The 16,045-nt window shown below is 42.2% G+C and carries 17 protein-coding genes and 1 other RNA gene; 12 read left to right on the top strand and 6 right to left on the bottom strand.

Annotated elements, in window-relative coordinates:
* Positions 1 to 71: 71 nt before the first annotated feature.
* The 5 genes from DACSA_RS15975 to DACSA_RS15955 are packed head-to-tail and all read left to right on the top strand — an operon-like array spanning position 72 to position 4,827.
* Positions 72 to 1,580 carry an MFS transporter gene (locus tag DACSA_RS15975; protein WP_015230745.1) on the top strand — a complete coding sequence of 503 codons (1,509 nt, stop codon included), beginning with the start codon at positions 72 to 74 and terminating at the stop codon, positions 1,578 to 1,580.
* 39 nt (positions 1,581 to 1,619) lie between these two features.
* The gene (locus tag DACSA_RS15970; protein WP_015230744.1) at positions 1,620 to 3,839 is read left to right on the top strand and encodes a molybdopterin oxidoreductase family protein; all 2,220 of its coding nucleotides are present in this window, start codon (positions 1,620 to 1,622) and stop codon (positions 3,837 to 3,839) included.
* A gap of 34 nt (positions 3,840 to 3,873) precedes the next feature.
* Positions 3,874 to 4,110 carry a DUF4160 domain-containing protein gene (locus DACSA_RS15965; protein ID WP_015230743.1) on the top strand — a complete coding sequence of 79 codons (237 nt, stop codon included), beginning with the start codon at positions 3,874 to 3,876 and terminating at the stop codon, positions 4,108 to 4,110.
* Entirely contained in the window at positions 4,091 to 4,333 is a 243-nt protein-coding gene (locus DACSA_RS15960) for a DUF2442 domain-containing protein (RefSeq protein WP_015230742.1), read from the top strand. Before DACSA_RS15965 ends, DACSA_RS15960 begins: the two co-directional genes overlap by 20 nt.
* Positions 4,334 to 4,374: 41 nt before the next feature.
* Positions 4,375 to 4,827 (top strand): nitrate reductase associated protein, encoded by a 453-nt coding sequence (locus tag DACSA_RS15955; protein ID WP_015230741.1) that lies wholly within the window; start codon positions 4,375 to 4,377, stop codon positions 4,825 to 4,827.
* Here the strand turns inward: DACSA_RS15955 and DACSA_RS15950 are convergent.
* On the bottom strand, positions 4,817 to 5,374 hold the full coding sequence (locus DACSA_RS15950) for an RloB family protein (RefSeq protein ID WP_015230740.1): 558 nt from the start codon (positions 5,372 to 5,374) through the stop codon (positions 4,817 to 4,819). The genes DACSA_RS15955 and DACSA_RS15950 overlap by 11 nt on opposite strands.
* A 306-nt stretch (positions 5,375 to 5,680) precedes the next feature.
* Positions 5,681 to 7,042: an AAA family ATPase gene (locus DACSA_RS15945; RefSeq protein WP_015230739.1), complete on the bottom strand. Its 1,362-nt coding sequence runs from the start codon at positions 7,040 to 7,042 to the stop codon at positions 5,681 to 5,683.
* A 233-nt stretch (positions 7,043 to 7,275) separates the two neighbouring features.
* On the opposite strand from DACSA_RS15945, the gene DACSA_RS18405 reads away from it, so the two are divergent.
* The 6 genes from DACSA_RS18405 (at position 7,276) to DACSA_RS15915 (ending at position 13,352) form a co-directional block, all read left to right on the top strand.
* Positions 7,276 to 7,557, top strand: coding sequence for a glutathione S-transferase N-terminal domain-containing protein (locus DACSA_RS18405; protein WP_015230738.1), 282 nt, complete (start codon positions 7,276 to 7,278; stop codon positions 7,555 to 7,557).
* Between the two features lie 227 nt (positions 7,558 to 7,784).
* The gene (locus DACSA_RS21005) at positions 7,785 to 8,159 is read left to right on the top strand and encodes a hypothetical protein (RefSeq protein WP_015230737.1); all 375 of its coding nucleotides are present in this window, start codon (positions 7,785 to 7,787) and stop codon (positions 8,157 to 8,159) included.
* A gap of 63 nt (positions 8,160 to 8,222) precedes the next feature.
* Positions 8,223 to 10,463 (top strand): GumC family protein, encoded by a 2,241-nt coding sequence (locus DACSA_RS15930; protein WP_015230736.1) that lies wholly within the window; start codon positions 8,223 to 8,225, stop codon positions 10,461 to 10,463.
* A 7-nt stretch (positions 10,464 to 10,470) separates the two neighbouring features.
* Positions 10,471 to 10,716, top strand: a complete 246-nt coding sequence (locus tag DACSA_RS21000) for a hypothetical protein (protein ID WP_041235541.1) — start codon at positions 10,471 to 10,473, stop codon at positions 10,714 to 10,716.
* Positions 10,717 to 10,725: 9 nt separating this feature from the next.
* Complete coding sequence (locus DACSA_RS15920) at positions 10,726 to 12,279, top strand: sensor histidine kinase (protein ID WP_232225111.1); 1,554 nt, start codon at positions 10,726 to 10,728, stop codon at positions 12,277 to 12,279.
* Positions 12,280 to 12,515: 236 nt separating this feature from the next.
* Positions 12,516 to 13,352, top strand: coding sequence for a M48 family metallopeptidase (locus DACSA_RS15915; protein ID WP_015230734.1), 837 nt, complete (start codon positions 12,516 to 12,518; stop codon positions 13,350 to 13,352).
* Positions 13,353 to 13,401: 49 nt separating this feature from the next.
* On the opposite strand, the gene DACSA_RS20995 is transcribed toward DACSA_RS15915, so the two are convergent.
* Positions 13,402 to 13,653, bottom strand: a complete 252-nt coding sequence (locus DACSA_RS20995; RefSeq protein WP_156800824.1) for a hypothetical protein — start codon at positions 13,651 to 13,653, stop codon at positions 13,402 to 13,404.
* Positions 13,654 to 13,756: 103 nt separating this feature from the next.
* Here DACSA_RS20995 and ssrA point away from each other — a divergent pair.
* Positions 13,757 to 14,148, top strand: a transfer-messenger RNA (tmRNA) gene (gene ssrA / locus DACSA_RS19405).
* A 13-nt stretch (positions 14,149 to 14,161) separates the two neighbouring features.
* Here the strand turns inward: ssrA and DACSA_RS15910 are convergent.
* From DACSA_RS15910 to DACSA_RS15900, 3 genes are all read right to left on the bottom strand, one after another.
* The gene (locus tag DACSA_RS15910; protein WP_015230733.1) at positions 14,162 to 14,341 is read right to left on the bottom strand and encodes a PCP reductase family protein; all 180 of its coding nucleotides are present in this window, start codon (positions 14,339 to 14,341) and stop codon (positions 14,162 to 14,164) included.
* Positions 14,342 to 14,450: 109 nt separating this feature from the next.
* Complete coding sequence (locus DACSA_RS15905; protein WP_015230732.1) at positions 14,451 to 14,885, bottom strand: nucleoside deaminase; 435 nt, start codon at positions 14,883 to 14,885, stop codon at positions 14,451 to 14,453.
* A gap of 15 nt (positions 14,886 to 14,900) precedes the next feature.
* The gene (locus DACSA_RS15900) at positions 14,901 to 16,034 is read right to left on the bottom strand and encodes a histidine kinase (RefSeq protein ID WP_051017340.1); all 1,134 of its coding nucleotides are present in this window, start codon (positions 16,032 to 16,034) and stop codon (positions 14,901 to 14,903) included.
* Between the last annotated feature and the right edge of the window lie 11 nt (positions 16,035 to 16,045).

The following is a 16,045-nucleotide window of genomic DNA, read 5'->3' as shown; positions in this document are numbered from 1 at the left end:
GAAAAAGTAAAACTATATAAATTTTTCTGTCCATCTTCATTATTGCTCATAAAACTGACACAAATAGACTTATGAATATTCTCTCTTTTCAAGGTCGAAATCGTATCCTCCATTTAACTTGGTTTGCCTTTTTTCTTACCTTTGTTGTTTGGTTCAATTTTGCCCCATTAGCAACAACAATTAAAGACGATTTAGGGTTAACCGTTGACCAAATGAAAACGATCGGGATTTGTAACGTCGCCCTAACCGTTCCCGCAAGAATTTTAATTGGAATGTTGCTCGATCGATTCGGTCCCCGAATTACCTTTTCTGCTTTACTGGTTTATGCAGCAATTCCTTGTTTTATGTTTGCATCAGCAAATGATTTTAATACCCTTGTCATCAGTCGTTTACTGTTAGGAATTGTCGGCGCTGGCTTTGTCATCGGCATTCGTATGGTTTCCGAGTGGTTTCCTCCCAAAGAAATCGGGGTTGCAGAAGGAATTTATGGCGGTTGGGGAAACTTTGGATCAGCCGCATCCGCTTTTACTCTTCCCTCTGTCGCTTTATTCTTATCCTTTGTCTCTGGTGGTCAAGCGAACTGGCGTTTAGCCATCATGCTAACTGGTGTCGCAGCCGCCGTTTATGGTGTCATCTACTTCTTTACCGTCGAAGATACCCCACCTGGACGAGTTTATCAACGTCCTGAACGTCATGGCGGAATGGAAGTCACCAGCAAGCGAGACTTCTGGTTTTTACTACTGATGAATATCCCCATCGCTGGTGTTTTAGCCCTCCTCGCGTGGCGCTTAAAAGGAGTGGGATTCCTCAGCCAAGGACAACTCTTATTAGTATGGTTAGTTTTAGTGGGATTATATGCCTTCCAAGCCTATAAAGCCTATGATGCAAACAAAGACTTAATGACAGGGAAAAAACGTTACCCCGCAGACGATCGTTATAACTTTAGTCAAGTTGCCCTTTTAGAATTGACCTATGTCACCAACTTCGGATCAGAATTAGCCGTGGTTTCCATGTTACCCGCCTTCTTTGAAGTCACCTTTAACCTAAATCCTGCAAATGCGGGAATGATTGCCTCTAGCTATGCATTTATGAACCTAGTTTCTCGTCCTGGTGGTGGTTTAATCTCCGACAAAATGGGATCGCGGAAATGGACAATGGCAATTTTGCTAGGCGGTATGGGCATTGGCTATTTAATGATGGGAACAGTCAATAATGCTTGGTTCTTACCTCTAGCGGTGGTTTTGACAATGGCTTGTTCCTTCTTTGTTCAAGCTGCTGAGGGATCAACTTATGCTATTGTTCCTCTGATTAAGCGTCGGGTCACAGGACAAATTGCTGGCAGTGTGGGGGCGTTTGGTAATGTTGGGGCGGTTTGTTATCTCACCCTCTATAGTTTACTCCCTGCTGGGGCCGCCGCCGATCGTACCTTTTTCCAAGTGTTAGGAGTTGCTGGTTTAATTGTTGCCTTTCTCTGTGCCTTTTTCCTGAAAGAACCCAAAGGATCATTTGCTGAGTTCCATGAAGGCGAAGAAGAACTAGAAACAGTTTCCGAACCTGTCGTTAATCGCAAAGATTATTAGTAGGGTGGGCAGGGCAAACCAATCAAGAGGAGATAACTGATGACACAAAAAACACTTTGTCCTTATTGCGGTGTGGGTTGCGGTTTAGAAGTGTTACCCCCCGCGCAACCCGGAAAAGCAGTGCATCGAGATAGTGATGGCAATCCAACCTGGCAAGTGCGCGGCGATCGCGCCCACCGTTCGAGTAAAGGAATGGTCTGTGTTAAAGGCGCAACCATCACCGAATCAACGGAAAAAAATCGTCTTCAATATCCCCTGCTACGAGACTCTCTGAGTGATTCCTTCCGTCGGGTGAGTTGGGAAGAAGCGCTCGATCGAATCGCCACAGAAATTAAAACCGTCCGTCTCACTCATGGTAGTGATGGGATTTGTATGTATGGATCAGGACAACTGCAAACCGAAGACTACTACACCGCCCAAAAACTCCTCAAAGGCTGTCTGGGAACAAACAACTTTGATGCCAACTCTCGCCTCTGTATGTCTTCTGCAGTTGCTGGCTATATGCAAAGTTTTGGCTCAGATGGGCCCCCTTGCTGTTACGATGACCTAGAACAAACTGACTGCGCCTTTCTCATTGGTACAAACACCGCCGACTGTCATCCCATTGTTTTCAATCGGTTGCGGAAACATCATAAGCGCAACCGTCATGTGAAGATGATTGTAGTTGATCCACGAAAAACGAAAACCGCAGAAGCCGCCGATCTTCATCTTGCCATCAAACCAGGAACTGATATTGATCTACTCAATGGCATTGCTTACCTTTTGATGTCTTGGGAAAAAATTGAAACCATCTTTATGGATGAATGTACAAAAGACTTTTCTCACTATGCGGAAGTGATTCGCCACTATCCCCCAGCACTGGTAGCCAGAAAATGTGGCATCACCATTGATCAACTAGAAACCGCCGCCCGTTATTGGGCAAACTCAGAACGAGTTTTGTCCCTGTGGTCAATGGGAATGAATCAATCTTCCGAAGGAACAGCCAAAGTCCGCACCCTCATTAACTTACACCTAATGACCGCCAACATTGGTAAACCAGGGGCCGGTCCCTTTTCTCTCACGGGACAACCGAATGCGATGGGAGGACGAGAAGCAGGAGGACTCGCCCATATTCTCCCAGGTTATCGAATGGTAAAAAACCCTCAACATCGGGCTACAGTGGAACAGGCTTGGCATCTTCCCGAAGGGAGGATTAACCCCAACCCTGGACGAGATGCGTGGGAGATGATTCGGGGTTTAGAAACAGGGGAAGTAGGATTATTTTGGGTCGCCGCGACGAATCCTGCGGTGAGTATGCCCGATATTGAACGCACAAAAAAAGCACTATTAAAATCACGTTTTACCGTTTATCAAGATGCCTATTATCCCACCGAAACCGCCGCTTACGCCCATTTAGTATTACCCGCCGCGCAATGGGGAGAGAAAACAGGAATAATGACCAATTCCGAACGAGTAGTAACATTATGTCCCGCATTTCGTAATCCTCCAGGACAAGCCAAAGCCGACTGGGAAATTTTTGCCGAGGTGGGACGACGGTTAGGGTTTACAGAACAATTTTCCTTTACCAGTTCCGCAGACGTTTATCAGGAATTTGTCGAATTAACTCGGAATCGTCTTTGCGACATGACTGGATTATCTCACGAACGCTTACAGCAAGAAGGCGCAATTCAATGGCCCTGTCCTGAGAGTGAAACCGCAACGGTTGCTTCTGGGAAACGTCTCTATACAGACCTCCGTTTTCCCACCAACGATGGACGGGCAAAATTTGCTGCCTTTCATTCTAACGGACTCGCTGAACCTGAAGACGAGAATTATCCTTTTGTCTTGACGACAGGGCGATTATATGGGCATTGGCACACCCAAACCCGAACTGGACACATTCCGAAAATTACGAAAATGCACCCCTATCCAGAGTTAGAAATTCATCCCCGTGATGCCAAGAATTTGGGGCTAGAAGAGACGAAAGAAGAAAAATGGGTAGAAGCGCGATCGCGCCGAGGAAAAGCTCGTTTTCGAGTTAAAATAACGAAAGCCATTGCCCCTGGAACAATCTTTATCCCTATGCACTGGGGCGCACTCTGGGCAGACAACGCAGAAGCAAACGCCCTCACCCATCCCGAATCTTGTCCTATTTCCAAACAACCAGAATTAAAAGCCTGTGCGGTGCAATTAATTCCGATTAGTGATCCGATCGAAAAAATGGAAGAGACAGAACAACCTAAATTACAAGAATCCCTTAAAAAACTATTACCCATTTAAGTTAAAGTGCAAGGAATAAGAGAAGTTTGTTATTATGCCAACAGTTCTAAGAGAAGGTTCATATAGATTTTATTTCTATAGCAATGAAAAGAGTGAACCTCCTCATATTCATGTGCAAAGGGAACGATTTCTAGCTAAATTTTGGCTAGAATCAGTTTCATTAGCTAGATCAAAGGGATTTAGCTCTAAAGAACTGAGAGCGATTCAAAAAATTGTAGAAACAAATAGACATTTATTTTTGGAGGCTTGGGATGAGCATCTTAAAAGTTGAAAAAACTCCGTTAGCACAAACAGTCAGATTTACTGAAGATGATCTAATTATAGATTTAGTCGATGGAAGAAAAATTTCCGCACCATTATTATGGTTTCCCAAGTTAGCTAATGCCACCCAAGAACAATTAGAAAAATATGAAATTTTGGGAGACGGCGAAGGGATTCACTGGTTAGATATTGATGAAGATTTGAGTGTTGAAGGATTATTAAACGGAAAATAAGAGCAGAAAAATTAAGTTCACATACTGGCAAAAGAAATAAAATGTTTTTCCAATTTGAAGCTGACTTTGTTAACGACTTACGCTGTATTCCGATGCAAGTTCGCCTCAAATTAGACACTTGTGGCGTAAAATTAAAACTACACCATTGGCATCAATTCAACCAAGATGAACGAGATCAATTAGTCAATCAACCTTGTGAGACACCTGAACAAATTACAGCTTATAAAAAGGTGTTGCAAAATTTAGTTATCCAAAAAACAGGAGAACCAGCAAAAGAGTTAGAAATTGATCCTGATCCGCCTTGGTTAAATGCTCAAGACATTCCTCAACAATTACAAGAAAAAACCCAAGAGTTCGATTTAGAAATAAAACCAGAACAATGGCAAAAGTTAAGCCCATTACAACGCTTTGCATTGATTAAATTATCCCGTCCAAGCCATGAGAATAAAAACTTTTATCCTGCTTTAAAAGAATTTGGAATCATCACTTCTTAATCAGTTTTTCAACTAACCGATAAACCCCAGTTCCCACTTCTTTCGGAATATCTGTTGTATCTAATTTTTGAGCATGAGCGATCGCATTTTTAATGTAAGGCTCTAGCTTGCTAACCTCATAATTGGTTTTATCATACGGTTTTTCAAATAATTTAGCTAATTCTTGTTCACACAATTCAGGAGTAGGAGGAGCTTTATAGTTCTTTTGATGTAAAAGTAACCAAAGTTCAAAACAAGGATTACTAATTGCAAAAAAATAGTTATGTTTTTCCTTACACTCATTAACAATTACTTGCAGTTGCTCTTTAGGACGCTTATCATCATCAATAACAACCCATAATTCATCTCCTGATTGTAAATCCATCTCTCTTGCTTTACTCTGAAGACGTTTCATAACAGCCTTTGGTGAGGAGTTTCCTCTTCTTGCTGATAGGATTTTTACCTGAATATTCTTTCGATACTCTGGTGTTCGGAATATATTAAAATAGATTTCCTCTGTTTTTTCGCCTTCAGTTGCAACTAAATAGGGGTTGCTGAAAAAGTCCATTGGTTGGTTAAGTAAGGCAAAAGGCAAGAGGCAAAAGGCAAGAGGCAAAAGGCAAGTTGCCTTAGGGTTGATTGATCGGTAGGAGGGGAAGATTTTGATGCAAGGTGCGTGACGATTGAACAATCAATGAACTTGCATTTTTATCTAAACTGAATCGCCTCAAATCCTTATTTGGTAAGACTTTCAGTTTTATTCAGCAATCCCTAAATAAATCTTGTTTATGGTACGTTTTTTAGGCTTCCTTTGAAAAGAGCGTTTTTGTTTTGCCATTCTACCATCTAAAATTCCATTTACTAATAACACAAATTATTTTTTCTTAGATGATAATTTTAAAGCACTCATATTTCCTAGAAAAGGAATTGCTCCATAACGACCATATAGGTAATCTTTTTTAATATCTTTATCATAACGAGGCTGGAAATCATATAAAGAATAAAGATCAGTTGCGCCTGTTTCTGGATTTTTTTCAACAAACCAAATTTCATCTTTACGCAATAAATTTAAGTCGAGAATATTGGTTTGGTGAGTAGTAACAATTAGTTGACTTGGTTGAGTGGATTTGTTTTCATCAAGATGAAGTTCAACAATCATTCTAGAGAGTTGAGGATGTAAACTTCGATCGAACTCATCAACAACAAAAACACGCTCATTTTCTCCCAGTAATAATTCATATAATACAGGGGCTAAATCTATCAATCGTTGCGTTCCATCAGATTCTTCATACACTTCAAATATGGCTTCTTCACTTCCATTCAAAGTTCGATGAGTGGGGATTAATTTGAAAAGATGGATTTTATCATCTTCCTTAATAGCAGTGAGACGAAACTGTTGCACCTTTAGGAAAAATCCATCAGCATCTGATAGATGATCATTTATAAATTGAGCCGCATCTTCTGAAATATCTTCTAAATCATCAAGTTCCATTTTGTCAGCTTTTATGGATGCGATTCCAGTATCAGAATCTCGTAAAATTTGACTCAGAAAGTCTTGAAATCTTTTATCTTCGTCCATTTGAAGCTCAACTGGAATATACAGTTCCATCGGTTCAATGACTGTAATAACTTTACGAAACCAATCATAAGCTCCTCGAAAATACATCATATTACTATCAATGCTTTCATTAAGAAAAAGTTGATTGGGTCGTGTTCCTTCTCCAGCAAATTCAAGAAATAATTTTTCTTTTTTGCTAAATTTATTAATAAATGAACCAAATTCTAACTTAGCTTTACCATTTTGATCGGTAGTTCTTTTAAAAAGTATTTTCTCTGAATTACGAGTAAAATTAATTAACCATTCTCGATGAATAGAGCGAGAATCTAATTCAAATCCATATTCATACATATGTTCTCCCACTTTAAATTCTATTTCAAATTTAGCAGGAGAGTGAAGATAATCTTGAGTTAAACGAAAACGTTGAATTGGAATTACTGCTTCTGGTTTCACTCCTTCTACTACCATTTTTTGGACAAATTTAAGGACTTTAACCAAGTTTGATTTTCCTGCAGCATTTGCGCCATAAACCGCAGCAAAGCGATTTAATCTGATATCGTTTTTCTTCTTTTTCGGAAAGATTTGATGAGAATGAATCCTCTCAGGAGAGGGAATCATACTAAATTCAATTTCCTCTTTAAATGAATATAAATTTGCTGCGCGAAAACGAATTAGCATAGCGAGTGTGTGTTGAAGGAGAAAAAGTCTTTCTTCAAGACAGGTTTTGGGGAAATTATAGTATATTCTGGGTCTGGAAAGAGATTTTTTCTCGATGTGGCGAATTCAAGGTTACTCTGGCATCGAACTTCTCAAAACTCCTCTAAATCTACTCAAACCACCTTTGAACTACAGTTTGATGAGAGAATGGTATTCTAGAAAAATCCAGATTGATTTCCAGCCAAGACTGATTTATAAAACTTTATGATTGTGAAGCAGCACCCAGTCCTCGGAAAGTTCGCTTGTTTCTCGCCAAGAAAGGGACAGAAGTAGAAACCATACAAGTTGACTTACCGAAAGGGGAACAATTTTCTGATTGGTATCGTCAAAGAAATCCTAATTGTACCGTTCCAGCTTTGGAATTAGAGGAAGGAATTGTTTTATGTGAATCGGAAGCAATTTGTCGCTATTTAGAGGAAATGTATCCTGATCCCATATTATTTGGTCGTAGCGTGATCGAGCGCAGCGCTCGGTGAGCCTTCGGCTCAATCGATGCTTCGCATCGGTGCGCGGAGCGCAATCGAGCGAGCTTTAGTAAACGAATGGTTACGAAAAATTGATTGAGAAGGATATATTCCTATTGTGAATTATATCCGTAATCACTCTCGAATGTTTAAAGACCGCGCCCTTCCTGCCTGGTGCGACCTCGATCGAACAAATTCCAGCCTTATAGGTTTAATTTACTGCCTTAGATTTGCTAACAATGTTCAAAAAAATACTTCTCACCCTCGGTAGTGTCGCCTTATCCCTCGCCTTTACGCCACAAGCACAAGCTGATCTCATTCAAAAGCCAGTGGTTTACACGATCGAGCAACAACCCTACGAAGGCTATTATGCCATCAACGAAGGCTTAGGAGAAAAGCAACCGGTTGTCATTGTAATCCATGACTGGAACGGGATTGGGGAAGAGAAGATGGGGAAGATGGGGGAGATGGGGAAGATGGGGGAGAAAAATCGCTCCCTTGTCCCCATTGTCTCCCATTGCTCCCTTGTTTTCCTGGTGATTAGTTCCGCCTTCATATCACAAGTGAATTCAATTTTAAGGAAACATTTGATTGCTTTCGGTAATGTAAAATAAGAGCAGTTGCATTTACCCCTGATTAAGTTCATTTTCACCCTTAGCATTAGAAAAGGTTTTTTCATGGATCATCAAGAACAGTTGCCGGCTTCCTCAGTAAACCCAATTCCTACAACCACTGATCAAGAAGACTATATCGACCTTCAACAATACTGGATGGCGTTAAAACGCCGTTCACTCTCCGCTATAATCGTATTTGCTTCTACCATTGGGATCACAGCCGCCTACTCTTTCCAACAAGAACCCATTTATCAAGCAAAGGCGAAACTACTATTTCAGGGAGAAAGTCAAGCCTTAGCATTACCAACTCTAGAACAACAGGGAAACGCCGGGCCATTAACCAATCAGTCACAGATTATGCAGTCTGCTCCCATGTTACAAGAAGTGGTCGATCGCTTAGGTTTGAAAAATGATGAGGGAGAACCATTAACCCCAGGCGGGGTGAGAAAGAACTTAAATGTTACTCGCCTCAGTGATACCGAAATTTTAGAAATTGCCTACGAACATCCTGATCCAGAAAAAGCGGCCACGATCGTTAACGAGTTAATGAATGTTTACAGGGAGAATAACGTTCTGAATAACCGTTCCGAAGCAACTGCAGCCCGTGAGTTTATTGAGGAACAACTGCCAAAAACCGAGCAATCAGTACAAGCAGCAGAGGAGAAGTTTCGAGAATTCAAAGAAGAAAATGACATCATTGCTTTGTCCCAAGAAGCAAGTTCCACAGTAAGTATTTTAGCCAGCCTGGATCAACAGTTAATCCAAGCTCAGGCGAGTCTTGATGATGCTCAAACCAGATTAGAAAAACTCACCGAACAGTTAGGTTTACCACCAGAACAAGCCCTCGCGGCAGGAGCTTTAAGTCAATCCGAGGCTGTCCAGAAAGTTTTAACGGAATATCAAGCAGTTGAACAAGAATTAACCTTAAACCGATCGCGCTATCAACCGGAACATCCCATTATCAAACGTTTGGAAGAACAGGAAGCCACACTAGCGAACTTATTACAGGAACGAGTCAATGCAGTTTTACAAGAAGAACTGCCGTCTAATGCTCTCGCTGATGATAATTTCAGCTTACAACTCAGTTCCCTGAAAATTGGTTTAGTGGGAGATTTGGTAAAAGCACAAATTAATTATCTAGCACAAAAAAGCCGTATCAAAGGGCTAAAAGCAGAAAAAGCGGATTATCAAGCAAGAGCCAAGATTTTACCGAAACTAGAACAACGCCAACGGGAATTGGAACGACAGTTAAATGCGTCTCAATCGACTTATCAAGCTCTCTTAAAACGATTACAAGAAGTACGGGTGGCAGAAAACCAAAATCTCGGTAATGCTCGTATCATTGAAAGCGCTTCAATGCCGACCAGCCCAATTTCTCCAAGAATTAAGCTGAATCTAGCATTGGGAGGAATTTTGGGGGCAATGCTTGGAGTGGCTACCGCTCTGGCTCTTGATGCACGCGATCGCACCGTGAAGACAGTTCAAGAAGTGAAAGATCGCCTAAGTTATACCGTACTGGGTTCAATTCCTTTAGTTAAAACTAAAATGGATGACACCAGCAGTTTTTTGCCCTTACGAGACTTACCCCAATCTTCTGCGAGTGAAGCCTTTCGGATGCTACAAGCTAACCTGAAGTTTTCTAGTGTTGATCAAAAAATGAAGGTCATTGTTCTCACCAGTTCCATTCCCAGCGAAGGAAAATCAACAATTTCTGCTAACTTGGGAATGGCTCTTGCTGAGTTAGGAAATAAGGTTTTGATTATTGATGGAGACTTGCGTCGTCCTAGTCAACACCAAGTTTGGGAAGAACCGAATGCGGTGGGATTAAGTAATGTCTTGGTAGAAGATAAAGAAATAAATAGCGTGGTCAGAGAGTTGATGCCTAATCTTGATGTTTTGACCGCAGGCGCACCGCCTCCCAATTCCACAGCGCTTTTAGATTCCCAACGGATGAAAGATGTCCTTAATCAATGTAGTCTGGATTATGATTATGTCCTAGTGGATACTCCCCCCTTGGCGGTAGCAGCAGATGCGGTGATTTTAGGAAGACTGGGTCAAGGGGTTTTACTGGTGGTTCGTCCGAGCGTTGTGGCTGGAGGTAATCTTGACAGTACGAGAGAAATATTACAAAATTCAGGTCAACCTTTGCTGGGAATGGTGGTTAATGGTGTGATTCCCGATAATGAACCAGATAGTTACTATTATTACTATGCTCAAGATTATAGTTATAGCTTGGCTTCCGAAAAAGACCAATCTTCTCAAAAATCAATTTTTAGTTTTGGGAGAGGAAAATCTAAGAAATAATTAGGGTTTGCTGAAAAAGTCCATTGGTTGGTTGAGTAAGGCAAGAGGCAAAAGGCAAAAGGCAAAAGGCAAGAGGCAAAAGGCAAGAGGCAAGAGGCAAGAGGCAAGGTGCGTGACGATTGAACAATCAATGAACTTGCATTTTTACCTGAACTTAATCGCCTCAAATCCTTACTTGGTAAAACTTTCAGTTTCCCAACAGGAGGCACTAATTAGTAGTTCGTCATGGTTTCTAAGAGTCTTCTCAGGATGAGGCTTTACGGTGAGAGGAGTAGAGTTGAGACTGGAAACGTCTCCAGAATTAAAGATTAAAGTAATGCGGTTACTCCACTCCTTGCAAAACAAACTTCGTGAACGGGGAAACGGTTGGAATCCTCGATCGTTGCGTTTTCGTCTAACCATTGGGATGGCGACGGTTTCTGCTTTGGGATTAGGTGCTGTGGCGATTTGGCTCGGCTGGACGATGCAGCGCATTTTGATTTCTGCTCACAAAGATAACATCCTTTATATTGCGGAACGGATGCCGAATGATGTTGAAATCTACGAACAGATGTATCCTCAATCCCAAGCGATACAAGAGGCTGTGGAGAATTTAAGTCGCGATCATGTTTTCTTGTGGGTGGAAAATCAACAAAATGATTTAATTGCTCGTACAGGAGGTTTACATACCCCACAACCGCTTCCTATTTCTCCAGAGGAAGCTAATTTTCCCTTCCTGGGAACTCGTGTTTGGTCAAATCAGGGGCGCTACTGGATTCTCTGTGCAAGTCCTCTGGTGGTCAATAATCAGACTGTGGGAGAGCTTTATATTGCTCAGGATATTAGCGCCGATCAGGTGATGTTTCTGCAGGTGATGCGAAATTTGATTGTCGCAACGGTGTTGGCGATCGGTGCGATTACCGTTACCAGTGGGGTTTATGTGGCGCGATCGCTGCGTCCTCTCCGTCGCATTTGTGAACTAACCGAGAGCATTTCTGCTGATCACCTAGACTCAGCGAAAATTGAGCTTAACCGCGCTCCCACAGAGGTCAAACAACTCGCAGAACGGTTTGATGAGATGCTGGTGCGGTTACAAACGGCTTGGGAACACCAACGTCAGTTTGTCGGTGATGTTTCCCATGAGTTACGCACTCCTTTAACGATTGTTTCGGGGTACTTACAGAGCATACAACGACGCGGCACAAATTTAAGTCCACCGCAACGAGAAGCGCTTGCCATGGCAACGGCGGAAGCCGATCGCACGATTCAATTATTACAAGATTTGTTAACTCTAGCACGAGTGGATAATGGTCAGATGCAGTTTCAATTGCAAACCATTGATCTGGATGGCTTTGTTGCTCAAATCATTGATCTGACGGAACAATACAATGATTCCCACCCGATTAATTATGAAAGTCCTGCGGTTTCTGTCGCGGTGTGTGTTGATGAAAATCGTTTAAAACAGGTGATTTTAAATTTGATTGACAATGCCATGAAGTATTCGGAATCGGGACAAACGATTAATTTAAGGGTTGATCAACAAGGGGAAAATGCCGTTCTAGCAGTGCGCGATCGAGGCATTGGGATTCCTTTATCACAACAAACTCGCATCTTTGAACGCTTTTATCGTGTGGATGAGGCGCGATCGAGCTTCGCAACTGGGGGAACGGGATTAGGTTTATCGATCGTCAAAACTCTAGTGGAAGGAATGGGAGGAACAATCACCGTTAGTTCCCAACTCGGAGAAGGAACAACTTTCACCGTATCATTCCCGATCGTTTCGGAGTCAGTCGATCGCGCGACACAGAGGCAAGTCGCAACCCGTAAGTGGCAATAAGATTAACCCTAATTTTGTGCCGATTATTATTCCTTGCTGCAAGAAATTATGGCGCTACGCGCGCTAGGCAAGTTGCCTTAGGCAAGTTGCCTTAGGCAAGAGGCAAGTTGCCTTAGTAAGTTATAGGTGAGTTTCAACATTTTGGAATGTCCTAACCTGATTTTGTAGCGCTATATAAGCGAGAAATTTCTTGTTAAAACTATAATCAAGACCCTTATTAGTTAATCAACCGACTTATGTTATCAACCTTTTTTAGTTATTTGTGGAAACAATGGCGATATGGCGTGATTTCCCTCCTCGTCGTTTTAAGTTTAATTCTAGCAACCCCGCAACCAGCGCAAAGTTTTTCTTTTTTAGATTTACTTTTCCAAGGAGTCCAAGTCTTTCAACTCTCTAATTTATCTGACTCAGAAGAAGTGCAATTAGGAAAACAAATTAACGAACAACTGGTTAATGGTCAAGTCAGATTATCTCAAAATCAACAATTAAATCGTTATGTCGATCGCATCGGTCAACGGATTGTTCCCCAAACCGATCGACCGAACCTTCCCTATACCTTCCAAGTGGTAGAAGATGACAGCATCAACGCTTTTGCCACTATGGGCGGCTTTGTTTATATTCATACAGGATTAATGGCAGCAGCGGAAAATGAAGCAGAATTAGCCAGTGTGGTTGCTCACGAAATTGGACATATTACCGCCCGTCATGCGGTGCAGCAAATGAGACAACGGGCGATCGCCCAAGGACTGCTTTCGGCGACAGGATTAGATGAAAGTAACGCGGTTCAAATTGGGGTTGAGTTGGCAGTGAGTCGCCCCAACAGTCGTGAGGATGAATTTGAAGCGGATCAAAAAGGTCTCGATAGTCTCACTAAATCAGGATACGCCCCGATCGGGATGATTAGTTTTATGGAAAAATTACAACAACAAGGAGGTTCACCGCCGACCTTTTTAAGCACCCATCCCGCAGTTAGCGATCGGATTGAAGCTCTCAAAGCCCAAGCCACTAACCCCACTCAAGGCGATGGCTTGAATCCCCAATTGTATCAACAGCGCACTCAATCGCTGAAATAATCAGTGATCAGTGACCAGTGACCAGTGACCAGTGACCAGTGACCAGTCATTAAGAAACGAGTAGAGAGAAAAGAGAAAAATAGGCATTTAAACTCACTTCTAAATTCTCTCTTCTCACTTCTTGATTCCCAGTGACCAGTGACCAGTGACCAGTGACCAGTGACCAGTAACTGATTAGTGTTGGGTTGCGCTTCTCTTCACCCAACCTACTTTTTATCATTGATTGAGCGAACCTGATATAACTTGCCTCTTGCCTAAGGCAACTTGCCTTACTTAACCAACCAATGGGCTTTTTCAGCAACCCCTGATTAGTGTTGGGTTGCGCTTCTCTCCACCCAACCTACTTTTTTGGTAGGCTATACTTGTCAAAATCTGATCTTCCCTTTATAATGCTTAATAGGCGCGGGGCCGTAATGGTTTCGACAGGCTGGTAAAAGCCAACCCGTGATTCAGGTCGAGAGAGAGTCAACTCTCGCAAATAAAGACTCAAACAAAATAGTAATTGCGAACAACATCGTTCCTTTCGCTCGTAAAGCAGCAACTGTTGCTTAATAAAAACCTCTAACTAGGTTCGAGCACTCATTGTCTGACACCGTTAAGGGCAATGGGTAAAACCCCAACGGTTGCTCACTTTTACCGTCTTTGGTCGGAAAAGTGCTAAGACTTCACCAAAGCTCCCTTTCATCTGGGATAAAGGATGAACCCCGTTGTGAAGGGTCAGAACAACTAAGCCTGTGAACGATCGGAAGGTCAATAACCAGTCTGGACAGCAGTTCGATTCTGCTCGGCTCCATTTTTAATTCGCTCAATTAGTTGCCAAATTGTTGGCGGGCTTGTTCTACCATTTCAGCAGTTACCACTTCTGATTTATTAGAGCGAGCCATTTCTTCAATGCGCTGACGAGCTTGAGAACGCACAAAAAAGGGGATATTTTTTAATTTGCTTTGTGCTTGAGCAGTCCATTTCAGAGAGGAAGAAAATTGATTCATCTTTTTAATCGGTTAATAATTTGACAATTGTTTTATTCTCTAGTTTCTCGAAAAAAGAGGCAATTTCCCCAAGAACTTAACAGAATTTTGCATTAAACGATCGCAACGATTAAGTTTCGCCAATGTCTTCGTCCCAAAGCTGAGGATTTTTATTAATAAAGTCTCTCATTAATTTTTTGCATTCCTTGAGATCAAGATTAACCACTTCTACCCCATTGGCTTCTAAAAAGGCTTGTGCGCCCGAAAACGTCTCAGCTTCTCCTGCAATCACCTTTTTAATCCCAAATTGTACCACCGCACCAGCACAGAGATAACAGGGCATCAGGGTAGAATATAAAACAGTGTCTCGATAGCTCCCGATACGTCCCGCGTTACGCAAACAGTCAATTTCCGCGTGAGTAACAGGGTCATTGTCTTGGACTCGTTTATTATACCCTTGACCGAGAATCATTCCCTCTCGCACCAAAACTGAGCCAATGGGAATCCCTCCCTCTTTTAATCCTTGTCTCGCTTGCGCGATCGCCCTGAGCATAAATTCATCCATGGTTACGATTTCTCCTTAATAAGCAGGTAGGGTAAAGTGAAAACAACTGCCACGATTGCCGCTACTTTCTACCCAAATTTGTCCGTAGTGAGCGCGAATGACTTGGCGACAGAGAGAAAGCCCTAAACCATATCCTTCCTTCCCTTCATCCCGTTTTAAACGCACTCTACCTTCAAAAATTTGTTCTCGTTTTTCTTCAGGAATTCCTGGCCCGTCGTCACAGATGGTAATTTGAATTTTCTGGGAAGTGCGATGCAGAATGGAAACTCGAATTGTTCCCGCTTCGGGAGTGTATTTAACGGCGTTATCTAGGAGGTTAACTAAGACTTGTCTGATTAATTCTGGATCAGCGTGAGCATTCGGTACATCTTGGGGTAAATCTTTTTTGAGGTTTAAGGATTTTCGATCGAAGCTGTCTTGGAATTGGTCTAAAATCTGGTGACTCAGGGCTTGTAAATTCACTTGTTGGGGTTGAATTTGTAACTCGGCATTTTTCCCCCTCGCCGTTTGTAAAATATCGGTAATCATCCGATTCATAATCCGAAATTGGGTTTGTGCTTGTCGGAAAATCTGCTTTTTAATCTTCTCGACTTTTTGCGGATCAGGGTTTTGGTCAGTTAATTCTAGGGTTTCGAGGGCGATCGAAGCGGCGGTGAGTGGGTTACGCAAATCGTGAGCCAACATTGCCAAAATTTGGTCTTTGAACTTAATCTGCTCATTCAACTCCTGATTTTCTTGTTTGAGGCGAAAAACTTCATCAGAGAGACGAATTAACTCCGTTGAATGAGTAACCGCATCTTGAACCGTACTTCCTTCTTCTGTCGTTTCCGACTCTTCCTGTTGGACACTTTCCACCCAATGGGGCCAACACTGCTCCAGTTGGGCGACTAAATTGGTGCCGGCGATGGTTTGACGGGGAGTGGGAGTAATTTTCACTAATGCTGGTGTTGCCACTAAGCGAAAATGTTCCGCTAAATGGGGTTCTTGAGTGACGTTAACCGTCTCAAGTTCAAAGGGATAGTCATCTTTGAGAGCTTGGAGATAGGTTTGGATTCCTTGAATATGCTCTTGAGAACTCGATCGCTCATCAATAAACAATAATAGCTGGAGTGGCACTATCTGATCTCTATCCTCACGTATGTTAGTCAATTGTTAAGACA

Source organism: Dactylococcopsis salina PCC 8305 (genome assembly GCF_000317615.1).
Lineage (GTDB): Bacteria > Cyanobacteriota > Cyanobacteriia > Cyanobacteriales > Rubidibacteraceae > Halothece > Halothece salina.
Note: the sequence above shows the minus strand (reverse complement) of the source record. Positions and strands in the feature narration are given on the sequence as shown.